Here is a 12,251-nt window from a genome sequence, read left to right on the forward strand (position 1 = left end):
TCCACCCTGGATTCGCGCCGTCACCTGGAGGAATGCCGGATCTCTGGGATGTCAAGGGGAGGATTGAGGGAGGTTTACAGGGAGAGTTCGGAGGAGTAATGGGCCCGTTACTATGCGATTATCGCGAGTGAAGAGCAGTGCGGGGAGGCGGTTGTGTCAGGACCGAATGATCAACTTCGGCAACTTCGAACGCGGACCGAATCGGCACACGTGCCAGGCGAAGCCCTGACCCGGGCCGAGCTTGCCGAGCAGGTCAACGCCTGGGTTCACGACCATCTGAACCGGACGATCGAGCTCGACGGCAACTACATCGGAAAGCTGGAACGCGGGGCGATCAGGTGGCCGCAGGCGGACTACCGAGCGGGGCTCCGCGCCGTGCTCGGCGTCGCAACGGACGCCGAACTGGGCCTTCGTCGGTCGCGGTCGAGGGTGGCTAGCCTGGACACCGTGAAGCGCTCCGACTTCTTGCGTGCCGCTCTGGGGGTCACGGCCGGAGCCGTGGTGGCCCCGCTGGGCGAGGCGCTGCTGACGCGCCAGCCGACACCGGTTCCGTCGGTCGTCGGTCAATGGGAGATCGAGCAGGTCCGGACAGCCGCGCAACTCTTCGGCACTTGGGACCATACGTACGGTGGTGGCCTGGTCCGTGAAGCCGTCGCGGCTCAGCTGCGGTACTCCGCCGGACTTCTGAACGCGCGATGCAGCGATCGGCTCCACGCCGACCTGCACTCGGCCGTCGGATTCCTGGGACACGCCGCGGCCTTCATGGCGTTCGATGCCTACGCCCACGACGATGCGCGCCGGATGTTCGAGTTCGCTCTGGGCTGTGCCGAGGAGGCCAACGACTGGCACCTTCGCGCGAAGGTGTTGTCCAGTATGGCCAGGCAGGAGATTTGGTGTGGGAACCCCGACGCCGGGTTGACGCTGGTCGAGCTGGCGATGGTCCGCGCCGACAGACTCACTGCGTCCGAACGGGCCATGCTGCTGACCGCACGCGCCCGAGCGCTCGCCAAGCTCCACCGGGTCTCCGACGCGGTGACGACAGTGGGCCTCGCGGATGAGCAGTTTGCGAAGGCCTCGCCTGACAACGACCCAGTCTGGATGCGGTACTACGACGAAGCGCAGCATGCCGGCGACACCGGGCACGCTCTGTTCGATCTCGCCGTCGACGGGCGCTTCGTCGGCGAAGCACGCGATCGCCTCGCCCTAGCTGTCGCTGGCCATTCTCAGCCGTACGCGCGGTCACGCACCATCTCCGGGATCAAGCTGGCCTCGCTGACGATGCGCGCGGGTGACCCCGTCGAAGCGGCCCAGATCGGAGCGCGGGCCTTGAAGGAGGCGGGCACGATCACTTCGAGACGAGCTGCCGACGATCTGCGGGAACTGCGCACCTTCGCGAACGATCACCGCCGAGTATCCGAAGTGGCTGAGCTTCAAAATGGAATCGGTGATCGGCTCGGGGTCGCGTGACCGAGCTGACTGACGAACAGGACGTCCTGAACATCCTGGGGCGCGTCTGTGCGGCCGCAGGGCTCGATTCGTCGAACGCCTCGGTCATCCGTCTTGGCGAGAACGCGATCATCAGCGTCGCGCAGGGCCTGATCGCCCGAATCGCCCGTACCGGCCAGGTCGCCTCAGCTCGTAAGGAGGTCGAGGTCGCTCGATGGCTGAGGGAGGCGCAGATCCCCGCTGTCGAGCTTGCCGGCCCGGTAGACCAGCCCGTTGTCGTGGATGGCCACGCGGTGACGTTCTGGCGAGAACTGCCGCCGCACAAGCACGGGACACCCGTAGAAGTCGCCAAGGCGCTCCGGCGGCTCCATGATGCCGACCCGCCCCGAACCTTCGAGCTCTCAGAGATTCAGCCCTTCGTGAGGCTCGCCGAGCGAATCGACCGGGCAACGACGCTCACCTCGTCGGACCAGGACTGGATGCGGGACTTGCTCGGAGAGCTGAAGGACCGCTGGGACCGGCGTCCAGACGGCTTGCCATGGTGTGTCGTTCACGGTGACGCCTGGGTGGGCAACGTCGTGTCGACCGCTGATGATCGCGTCGTCTTCCTCGACCTCGAGCGGGCCGCGATCGGTCCGCCTGAATGGGACCTCGTGCACACGGCGATCAAGTATCGTTCCTTCGCTTGGATAAGCCGGGAAGAGTACGACGATTTCTGTACCACCTATGGACATGATGTGAGTCAGTGGGGCGGCTTCGAGCTCTTCAGAGACATCCGCGAGTTCCGGATGACGTGTATGGCAGTGCAAGTCGCAGCGCAGGATCGCGCGGCACAGGAGCAGGCGGTATGGCGTCTCGAGTGTCTGCAGGGCAAGCACGGAGAGCGCCCCTGGTCCGGCTGGCGTGCTCTGCCGTAAGTCTCCGAACCGAGTGCTGATTTCGCTTCAACTGCGCAGTGTTCACAGGTGGTGATCGCCTCACTACCTTCGATGGAGCCGAGTATTTCCCGAGCCCATTGGAGGTCCTGCTGTGTCCGTACCCCTTGTTACCCAGCCGGAGAAGGTCGCCGCGTCGGACGAGCGGCTCGAGGTCGCCGAGTTGGCGGCCCTGGTTGCCGAGACGGTTCCCGTCCGGAACGGCCTGGATCGGATGACGCCGTCGCGTCTCGAGGAGTTCTTGACGCCGGTCGCGCTGACCGCGCACCTGTAAGGCGATGGGACCGCGAGCTGGAAGGACGTTCTTCTGATGACCAGTGATCAGCAACGTGTCAGCTTGGAGTTCACGGCCGGCCCGCGGTCCCTCAAGCCACCTGAGGCCTGGTCGTTGGCGGACATGCTGTTGGCGAACCAGTTGCCGCCGTCGTTGTTTCAAGCCTATGTCGTCGACGATCAAGAGGGATTGCGGCCGACGCCGATGACGACGGTGCTGAACGAGGTGCCGGCGGCTCACCGGGTAGTTCTGCGGTGCATCCGGAACACCGACATCACCACGCTTCGAGCTCCTCAGGTTGAACTCGTAGCCCGCGACGAGAGTCCGGTTGTGGCACTGCCTGATCTCGACGTGGGCAACCACGAGCCGATGGCGCGGGCGCATCTTGTCGACGAAACCACGTTGCGGGAGATGGTGGCGAGCAGGATCGGGCACTTCCTTGCCCAGTACGAAGTCACCGGACCGATCCTGGCCGGGATCTCCGGCGGCGGGGACAGCAATACCTTGGTCAACGGACTCAAGCAGTTCGTTTCCGCGACCGGGCAGTCAGCCGGGAACGTCGTCTGCTTCACGCTGGCGATGGAGCCTTTGTGGCCGGAGTCCGCGGTCGATCGTGCTCGGGAGCTGTGCGAGAGCGCGGGGTTCGAGCACGTGGTCCTCTACGCACAGGACATGGCGGATCTGCTCGGCATGACGAAGTCCCCGGCGGAGTTGTGGGAGTCGTTCAGAAGGGATTTCGGCCCCGACACCGTGCACTTCTTCGGGACGTTCTTCGTGAACCTGGTCGGACGGCGCCTGTGCACGGATCGGGGAGCTCGCTCGCTGGCGGTCGGCTACAACCGGGAGGACCTGGCGGCCGAGTTGCTGTTCTGTTTGTTCAATGGCCGTAAGCCCCTCCCGTATCCGGTTCGGCGGATGGGCACGGTGGATTGTTTGTTCCCGCTGTGGGAGATCCCGAAGTATCTGCTGGACGCCTGCTATCCGCGCTACAGCGCGAGCAACTACCGGGAACGGGTGGACTCCACGACGCCGCAGCGGTCGGCGATCTACGTCCTGGCGCACGCTCTCGACGCGCTCAACCCGCAGCTGTCGTTGTCCCTGCTCAAGGGTGTCTCGAAGCTCATGAACGACATCGGCGGCTGGGAACCCCTGAACCCAATCGAGGGCACTCCGCTGCTGCGGAGCGGACTCAGCGACGAGGACAGCGAGCGGCAGGTGCTCGGCCTGCTGCGGGAGTTCTTCGGGGAGTGGCACGAGGCATCCTGACTGGGGGCGGTCCCGTCACCAGGTCGGGTGTTCGGCGAGAATGACCATTCAATCCACTACGTGTGAAGGGCTGGTTCATGGCGAAGGTCGAGCCACCATCAGGTACCCGCGACTTCGTGGGTGACGAGGTCCGTCGCCGGAAGCTCGCGTTCGACCGGGTGAGCACGATCTTCGAGCATCATGGTTTCCAGCCCTTGACCACACCTGTGTTCGAGCGGCTCGAGGTCTTCGCCGGGAAACTCGGGGAGGAGGCGAGCAGCCTCATCTTCAAGATCCTCAAGCGCGGTGTCCACGAGGCCACCGGAGAAGCGGACCTCGCCTTGCGCTACGACCACACCGTCCCAGCCGTCCGCGCGGTGGTCACTCACGGGAGCCGGTTGGCACTGCCGTTCAAGCGGTACGTCATCGACAACGTGTGGAGGGCGGATCGCGCCGCCCGCGGGCGATTCCGCGAGTTCGTCCAATGCGACATCGACATCTTCGGCTCGCCGTCTCCGTTGGCCGACGCCGAGATCGTGTGGGCGATCAACAGTGGACTCGAGGCGCTCGGCGTCAAGGAGTTCGTCTTCCAGCTCAACTCCCGGCTGGCCCTGGCTGGCCTGCTGGAGGCTTACGGCATCCCGGACGAGCTGGGCACGCGCGTGCTCGGCTCACTGGACAAGCTGGACAAGGCCGCTCCGGAGGTTGTGGTCGCCGAGCTGGCCGAGCGCGGTCTGACCACGACCGTCGCTGAAAGTTTGGTCGCTGACGTGATCGCCCCGGACAGCGAGCGGGTGCGCGAGCAGCTTGGCACCACCGAGCGCGGCCGCGCCGGTCTGGCCGAGGTCGACCGCTTGCTCGCCTTGACCGAGGAGCTCCCGGCTGGCCGTGTCCGGTTCACCCCGCGCATGGTGCGTGGCTTGGACTACTACACCGGTCCCATCTGGGAAGTCTCCGCAGTGGGGTACCCCGGCTCGATCGCGTCAGGAGGCCGCTACGACCAGCTGGTCGCCAAGCTCGGCGGGCCGGATATGCCGGCCTGCGGTGGTTCGATCGGCCTGGAGCGCATCCTCGCGATCCAGGAGGCCGAAGCGCCGATGGAACAGGGGCTCGACGTCGCCCTGACCGTCCTCGGCGCTGAACGCGAGATCGTGAGGTTGGCCGGTCAGCTCCGTGCCCGCGGCCTGCGCACGGCCGTCTACCTCGGCTCCTCCGGCAAGCTGGCGAAGCAGATGAAGTGGGCCAACGAGCAGCGTTCCCGCTGGGTCCTGCTCTACGGCCCGGACGAGCAGGAACGGGGGACGGTGACAGTGCGGGACATGGAGTCCGGCGAACAGAGCCAGGTCGCGTTCGCCGACGTAGCCGCGAACCTGGCGGAACGGATGGCGTCGAAGCCGTAGGCCCGAGGTCTTCGGAGAACGGGCCGAACGAGGCCCGTTCTCCCCGGATCCGCGGCCGGCTGTCAGCTCGGTGTCGGCAGGCGGAAGCTTCCGTTGGCCACGCCGCCAACGAACGCCTCCCACTCGCCGTGATCGAAGACCAGCACGAAGCCGTCCGGGTTCCGACTGTCCCTGAGGCCCACGGCGTCCTTGGTGATCGAGACCTCGACGCACTGGTTGTCCGGCGGATTGCTCAGGGGGGACTTGTGCCACTCCTTGAAATCGGTATCGAGGTGGTCTTTATGGGCGTCCTGGATGTTCATCTACCTGCTCGTGCCCTTCTGCTCTCGACGAGGCCGCAACCGGCTACAACGACGAGGCGATGTCGAGCAAGGTGCGGCGCGTCTGCTCTGGCCCACTGGCAGCTGCCTTCTGGTGATCCCAGAGCGTCAAGTACCGCGCCGTCCGCTTGCTGTTGTCGACGTACTCGCCGCCGTCGTGTTGCTCGAGATAGATGATGTCAACCGCGGGGTTCGTGTCGTAACCGAAGATGGTGTAGTCGTGCCCTTGGCCCATGTAGTAGCCGGCGGCGAACGGCACGATCTGCAGTTCGATGTTCGGGCGATCGATGGTCTCGATGAGCTTCGTGATCTGCGCCTTCATGACCGGACCGCCTTCGGTCCGATGGAGCGCGGCCTCGTCGAGGATGAACCAGAACTGCTGGTCGGTGTTGTCCAGCACTCGTTGCCGCGCCAGCCGATCGGTGGCGTACTTGTCGATCTCCTCGGGAGTCAGCGAAGGCCGCCAGGCACGCGCGTTCGTGCGCATGTAGTCCTCCGTCTGCAGGAGACCTGGGACGACGAGTGCTTGGTATGAGGAGTACCTGGTGCAACTCGGTTCCATGTCGACCAGCAGTCGCAGGTACTGGCGGAACCTGGTGCTGAAGGCACCGCGCTTCGTTCGGCGGTTGCTCTCGGCTTGAAGGTCCCGCGCGTAGGCCCGGTCCGACTCGTTCGCGCCATAGCGGTCGAGCAGCGCGTTGAGCTCGATCAGCTTGATCCCGCTGCCACTCTCGATATGAGCGATCTTCTGCTGGGTGTACCCCAGGACCGTCGCCGCATCGTCTTGCGTCGCATCAGCGGCTTCCCGCAGCCTGGCCAGCTGGTTGCCGAGAACGACCTTCATGACGGCCGGCGGCAACTGCAGGTGTTGCGTCACGGAGTCCTTCACCTCCACAGGGTGTCCTGTCGCGGAGCGTATCCGCAATTCACTCATTCGGTGGCCTAGTTAATTTGAGTACACAAGTTACAGTCGAGAGGTAAGCAGGTAACACCAGGTCTCGAAGGAGCGCGACGCGATGTGTACACAAGTTAGCATCGCCGCTGCGAAGGCCACGGTCGTCCCCAGTGCTCTGGAAACCCCCGTTGAAATGTCCAGGGGGTCTGGGGCGGCGATCGCAGTGGCGCTCCTTCTTCTGGTGGGCTGCGTGGTCGGAGTCGGTGTCGGCTGGTGGTACGTGGCTGAGCAGCGCCGGATTCAGCGCTGTCGTCATTTGCCATCGCGCCCAGCCCCCGAGGCGCCGCTGACGACGTCGGACTCGACCCTCGCCTCCCGGGGTTTCGAGCACCTCGTCGCCCGGCCGCGCAGCCCACGGCAATCCGTCAGCAGCGAGCGATTCACGACTCACGGATTCCAACCCGTAGCGCGGCCCGCGCTCCCTGATCGCCCCTGCGCAGAAGGAGGTGGTTCGCGGTGACAACGTCGACCACTGGCGACCCAGCGACACGTTCGGACTCAACTCCGGAAGAGCGGTGCGCCTTCTACCGCAACGAGTATTGCCTGCCTGCTGCCGTTGATCCCGTCGCACGGCGGATCGTCCTTCCGATGGGAGGGTTGGTCGGCGCGGTCAGCATGCCCCACGACCTTGGTCGCCGAGTGCTCGCAGGCCTGCGCGTTCGCATGCTCGCAGGACCTGTGATCGAGCGGCCCCATACCGGGCGGTGGACATTCATCACCGGGCCCGGCCATAAGCCGAATGAGGCTGTCTTCGCCGATTTGCTCCGGTTCGGTGCCTCCGTCGCTCCCTTGGGGGACCACATCGTCCTGCCGTCTCCGGATGACGAACGGCTCGGTCTCTGGCGCTGGGAACGCAAGCCGACGGCGCGAGGTGACTTCCCGCCACAGTCCGCGGTAATCGCCACCACAAGAGCGATGGCGACGTCCGCCGCTCGGTGACGGACCTGCCCCCGCGGCACACGCGGGCGCCTGACAACTCCGGTGGCCCGATGTGGCCCGACCCGGATCGGGCCACCGGTTCCACTTATGCCGCTCTCCCGCTCACGAAAAGCGGCGTCATGGAAGGAAAGATCAACGGTGATGCCTTCGCTGATTTCGTGGGCTCAGGCAGCTGGGCGTCACCACCATGTCCGTCGAACCGCGTGGGTTTGGTGAACCATGCAGCAGACGCAGGCGCAGCCATTGCTTTTTTGGGGCACCAACCAACAGGGCGGGACCGCGGACCGTTATGCCGGTCGTGTCCACGTCGTCTGGCCGAGCGACGAGTGCTTCGGTCTATGCGGACTTCCGATCGAAGAGATCTGGGAACAGCGACCACCGGTCCCGGACACCTTGTGCCCGCTGTGCTGCGTGCGCGCTATGGCCGCTCTCTTCCCGGCCTTCGCTGTTTCCTTACTGGGCTCATCTGGGCCAGGGCGGCACGAGCTCGCTGAACCTGGCGATTCGCCTCCCTGGTAGCAGACAGGCAGGAACGCGGTTTTGTTGACGTAGAACGGAATTGGAGTACGCAGGCAGTGATTCAACTTATTGATCGTTACGGAGAGAAGGGCGGCTGGCGTAGGCGTGTTCGCTGTACGCGCCGGAGCAGCTTGGGAGATCGACTATCGATCGGCGAAGTTTCGAAGGGAATCGACTCTCGGCTGATCGTCGCGGTCCAGAACGGAGACATTATGGCGTATGGCGAACTCTTCGAGCGGCATGTCACGTCGGCTCGGAAGCTGGCCCGACAGCTTGCCCGTTCGAGCGTCGAGGCTGACGATTTGGTGGCCGAGGCGTTCAGTAAGGTGCTCGAGATAATCCGTTCTGGCCGGGGCCCGAGCTCCGCTTTTCGTCCGTACTTGCTCACCGCACTGCGTAACACCGCCTATACGAAGACGCGTAGAGATCGGAAAGTCGCGCTGTCGGAGGACATCACGGCGACAGTCGATCCTGTGCTGGTTAGCGTGCCCTTCAACGACACGGCGATGGCCCGCCTGGAGCGAGGCTTTGCGGCCAGGGCGTTCGCGCGGTTGCCTGAGCGGTGGCAGGACGTACTTTGGCGCACCGAAATCGAAGGTAGGACGCCTGCGGATATCGCGCCCGAACTGGGGCTTACAGCCAACGGTGTGTCGGCTTTGGCTTGCCGAGCACGAGAAGGACTTCGTCAACGTTATCTTCAGGCGCATTTGACTGTCGACAACGCGAAACGATGCGCTCCCACGGTTAAACGCCTTGGGGCATGGACCCGGGACGGCTTGCTGAAGCGCGAGGCCAGTCAGGTTGAGGAACATCTCAGATCTTGCGAATCATGCCGTTCGCTATCGGTGGAACTGGCCGAAATCAATCGTGCCTTCCGCGTCAGCAGACGAGCTGGCGCCGGTTCTTTTGTAGCCGATCAACCCCGTTCACGATGAGTGACAGGATGCCTGCGATCGGGTGAAAGTTCGCTGATGGTATCCAGATGGCGACTCTCCGGGCATACCGTGGCTGGTCCAGACGTGTGACGCCGTTAAGGCGACTGGATAGGCACAACCGCGCGGTGGGGAGGGACCAAGTGCGGCGTGTGGGAGGGGCGGGCCTTGTCGACTCGTTGCGAGTCGGCGAGTTTCGTGCGCTGTGGTCGGCCGAAGGTGTTTCGATCCTCGGTGATCAACTCGCGAGGGTGGCTCTGGCGGTTCTGGTCTTCGATCGGACATCGTCGGCTGTACTCACAGCGCTGACTTATGCGCTGACCTTCGTTCCTGCTGTTCTCGGCGGGTTTCTGCTGTCTGGGCTAGCCGACAGGTTTCCGCGTAAGCGTGTCCTCGTTTTGACCGATCTCGTGCGGGCGGGGTTGGCTGCGGCAATGGCCGTCCCCGGTATGCCGCTCTGGCTGCTTTGGGCGTTGGTCGGTCTGCTGACCATGGCCTCGGCGCCATTCAAAGCAGCCCAGCTGGCGCTCTTACCGGACGTGCTGGGCGATGACCGCTATCAAGCTGGTCTAGCGCTTCGTCAGATGACGGTCCAGATCGCCCAAGTGGCCGGCTTCGGGCTCGGCGGCATTCTTGTCGGCGTGCTCAGCCCGTCAGGTGCGCTGGTTGTCGATGCCGTCACTTTCGGGCTGAGCGCGCTGATCATCGCGGCGGGTGTTCGGCCAAACAGGGCGGCGAAGGAGGGTGCGGCCGAAGAGGTCGACCCAGCCGCGCAGCGGCGCGGCATCGATTTCAGGTTGGCAGTGCCCTTCATCTTGGGGGCGTTGATCGGGCTCTTCGTGGTGCCTGAGGGCCTCGCCGCCCCCTATGCGGGAGCTCTCGGAGCGGGCACGGTCGCGATCGGTCTGCTGATGGCAGCCGATCCCGTCGGCAGCGTGATCGGAGCGTGGTGGGCGGCGAAAACCAGCTCGCCGGCGACGCCGACTCAGCGAGCTGTCGTCGTACCTGCGGCACTGGCGGGTATACCGCTTGTCGCCTGTGCATTCTTGCCGGGAATCGGCTGGTCAATCACGTTGTGGGCGCTCTCCGGCGTCTTCTCGACGATCTACCTGATCCGTTTGCAGCCCATGATCGTCGCGGTCGTCCCGGATTCCCGGCGCGGCGCTGTCATGGGCAGATTCAGCACCACCGTCTACGCCGGTCAAGGCGTAGCGATCCTGGGCGGCGGAGCCGTCGCTGAACTGATCGGGCCGAAATACACCGTCGCGGTCGCAGGTGTGTTGGCCACGGTCCTGGTCGTCGCCGTCGGCGCAGCCTGGAAGGTGGCTCGTCCCCGACGCGTCAGGATCACCGAGGACGAGCCTGCACAAGCTGATCAGGCGACACGAAGACCATCAGACTTCCTTGTTACGCATCGTGGCCTCCTCCCGGGACGTCCGGCTGAAGGAGGAGGTCCCGCCGGCCAGGAAGCGGCGACTTCGGAGACCGGCCCCTCCTCCGAAGGGAACGGAAGTGCGGTCAGTATGCAGGGGAAGTCACAGAGCGCGCATGACGGTAGCCCGATCGGACGCGTAGGCTGGTCCGTTTGGTCTCACTCTCTGTATGCGCGCGCGTTCATCGTGTTCATCGAAATGGCCGCAATCGCGGCCGTCGGCGTCAGCGCGGCTCTTGATCCGCCCTCGTGGGCAGACGTCCGCGTCTGTCTGTTCGTCATGGCCTTCGGGGTGATCGCGGCCGAGCTGGCGCGCAGCGTCGAACGGCGTCGCCGGCGCTTCGCGGACACACCGCACGTCAATTTCTCGTCGGTATGGACACTCGCTGGTGCTCTTATCCTCTCCCCGTCTCTCGCCGCCGTCCTCGCCGTCGTTCTCTATGTCCACCTCTGGCTCCGTTGTTCGCGCGGCGTGGCCGGGACCTTCGTCTCGAGGTTCGCCTTCAACTCGGCCAACGTGATCCTGTCCTGCCAGGTGGCTGGATGGCTCGCCAAGCAGATGCACTTGGTGCCCATGACGCACGAGTTCGACGGCTCGGACGCGCTGGCGTGCGCCGCGGTCGTCATCGTGTACTTCACCGTCAACTCGCTGATCGCCGCGATCACCATCGCGATCGTGCGTCTCGACAGGACGGCTACGAGGCTCCTCGGACCGTTTAGCGAGAACGCGCTTGAACTCGCGACGCTGTGCATGGGCGTCGTGACCGCTCTCTTGCTCAGCATGCACCCCACGCTCGTGGTGCTGATCTTCGTGCCGCTGTACGCGCTGCACAGGTCGGTCCTGATCCGGCAGTTCGAGCACGCGGCCACCATCGACTCGAAGACCGGCCTGTTGAACTCGACCGCATGGCATGCCCTCGCTGAAGCTGAGTTCGCGCGAGCTGAACGCAACGGCACGAGGGTCGGTGTCCTGATGATCGACCTTGATCACTTCCGTCGGATCAACAATGCCTTCGGTCATCAAGCCGGAGATCGAGCACTTCGCGCCGTTGGCCAGGTTCTCCAGAGTATCGGCGGGGAAGATTGCAGCGGTCGGTTCGGTGGCGAAGAGTTTGTCGTAATTCTTCCCGACGTAACTCAGGACGAGCTCAGAGCCGTTGCCGACCGGACGTGCGAGGCGATCTTCGGTCTGCGCGTCGACGGGATCCACGATCACGCCGCGGGCGATCAGCACCCGCTCAGTGCGTCGATCGGAGCCGCCCTATACCCGGATACCGGGAAGAGTCTCGAGGATGTGCTCCTGGCTGCCGATCTGGCCTTGTTCGCCGCGAAGGACGGTGGGCGAAACCAGGTTCGCATGATGACGTCGACTGCTTGATCAAGTCTTGTCAGTGCTGGGGGAGGCGTCTTTCGCCAGGCTGTCGCGATTCTGCTGTGCCCATGTCGCCAACGGCCGCAGGGCACGCAGAAGCTCCTTGCCGCTGGGAGTGAGCCGATACCAGACGCTGCCCCCGATCTGGCTTCCCTCAGCACGGCGAACGACAAGCCCGTTGTCCCGAGCCCGTTGAAGAGTGTCGGTCAGAACCTTGTCCGTGACCGGCTTCGGATGCGACACCCATCCGACGCGCTCCTCGACGCCGTTCACGTCCGCCATCAGATCCTTGTAGCGCCTCTCGCCCAGCGCGAGCGTGGCTAATACCGCCACCGTCCATTGACCGGAGAGCACGGCCAGTGCCTCGTGCAGGCTTTGGCGGTACGGGACGTCCCAGTCATTGGTCACGGCCCCTACCTACCACGAGAGAACTTGCGCCGGTGCAAATAAGCGGTCCGATGTCCACTGTTCGAGTGAAGATC

Annotated in this window: 10 protein-coding genes; 7 read left to right on the plus strand and 3 right to left on the minus strand. The window is 64.6% G+C overall.

Translation table 11 applies throughout. The features are described from left to right. Positions 1-447 precede the first annotated feature (447 nt). The 5 genes from DMC64_RS18850 (at position 448) to hisS (ending at position 5,300) form a co-directional block, all read left to right on the plus strand. Complete coding sequence (locus DMC64_RS18850; RefSeq protein WP_233629701.1) at positions 448-1,467, plus strand: XRE family transcriptional regulator; 1,020 nt, start codon at positions 448-450, stop codon at positions 1,465-1,467. Beyond that, complete coding sequence (locus tag DMC64_RS18855; RefSeq protein WP_233629702.1) at positions 1,464-2,363, plus strand: aminoglycoside phosphotransferase family protein; 900 nt, start codon at positions 1,464-1,466, stop codon at positions 2,361-2,363. The genes DMC64_RS18850 and DMC64_RS18855 overlap by 4 nt, the downstream gene beginning before the upstream one ends. Positions 2,364-2,475: 112 nt before the next feature. Then, positions 2,476-2,655 (plus strand): hypothetical protein, encoded by a 180-nt coding sequence (locus tag DMC64_RS18860; RefSeq protein WP_125734574.1) that lies wholly within the window; start codon positions 2,476-2,478, stop codon positions 2,653-2,655. A 330-nt stretch (positions 2,656-2,985) separates the two neighbouring features. Then, positions 2,986-3,921 carry a hypothetical protein gene (locus DMC64_RS18865; RefSeq protein WP_125734575.1) on the plus strand — a complete coding sequence of 312 codons (936 nt, stop codon included), beginning with the start codon at positions 2,986-2,988 and terminating at the stop codon, positions 3,919-3,921. A 77-nt stretch (positions 3,922-3,998) separates the two neighbouring features. After that, positions 3,999-5,300, plus strand: coding sequence for a histidine--tRNA ligase (gene hisS / locus DMC64_RS18870; RefSeq protein ID WP_125734576.1), 1,302 nt, complete (start codon positions 3,999-4,001; stop codon positions 5,298-5,300). A 62-nt stretch (positions 5,301-5,362) separates the two neighbouring features. On the opposite strand, the gene DMC64_RS18875 is transcribed toward hisS, so the two are convergent. Beyond that, positions 5,363-5,602, minus strand: a complete 240-nt coding sequence (locus tag DMC64_RS18875) for a DUF397 domain-containing protein (RefSeq protein WP_125734577.1) — start codon at positions 5,600-5,602, stop codon at positions 5,363-5,365. Positions 5,603-5,645: 43 nt separating this feature from the next. Continuing rightward, on the minus strand, positions 5,646-6,497 hold the full coding sequence (locus DMC64_RS18880) for a DUF5753 domain-containing protein (protein WP_125734578.1): 852 nt from the start codon (positions 6,495-6,497) through the stop codon (positions 5,646-5,648). Positions 6,498-8,245: 1,748 nt separating this feature from the next. Here DMC64_RS18880 and DMC64_RS18890 point away from each other — a divergent pair. Beyond that, the gene (locus DMC64_RS18890; RefSeq protein WP_125734580.1) at positions 8,246-8,968 is read left to right on the plus strand and encodes a sigma-70 family RNA polymerase sigma factor; all 723 of its coding nucleotides are present in this window, start codon (positions 8,246-8,248) and stop codon (positions 8,966-8,968) included. Between the two features lie 140 nt (positions 8,969-9,108). Then, the gene (locus DMC64_RS18895; protein WP_158634224.1) at positions 9,109-11,775 is read left to right on the plus strand and encodes an MFS transporter; all 2,667 of its coding nucleotides are present in this window, start codon (positions 9,109-9,111) and stop codon (positions 11,773-11,775) included. Here DMC64_RS18895 and DMC64_RS18900 read toward each other — a convergent pair whose 3' ends face one another. Further along, a complete protein-coding gene (locus DMC64_RS18900) occupies positions 11,776-12,177 on the minus strand; it encodes a helix-turn-helix domain-containing protein (RefSeq protein ID WP_125734582.1) in 402 nt (133 codons plus the stop codon). Between the last annotated feature and the right edge of the window lie 74 nt (positions 12,178-12,251).

Source organism: Amycolatopsis sp. WAC 04197 (assembly GCF_003947475.1).
In the GTDB taxonomy this organism is placed as follows: domain Bacteria; phylum Actinomycetota; class Actinomycetes; order Mycobacteriales; family Pseudonocardiaceae; genus Amycolatopsis; species Amycolatopsis japonica.

Bases quoted from the DNA above. Each gene is read 5' to 3' on its own strand.
- hisS (WP_125734576.1), top strand. From the start codon at position 3,999: ATGGCGAAGGTCGAGCCACCATCAGGTACCCGCGACTTCGTGGGTGAC.
- DMC64_RS18890 (WP_125734580.1), top strand. From the start codon at position 8,246: ATGGCGTATGGCGAACTCTTCGAGCGGCATGTCACGTCGGCTCGGAAG.
- DMC64_RS18875 (WP_125734577.1), bottom strand. From the start codon at position 5,602: ATGAACATCCAGGACGCCCATAAAGACCACCTCGATACCGATTTCAAG.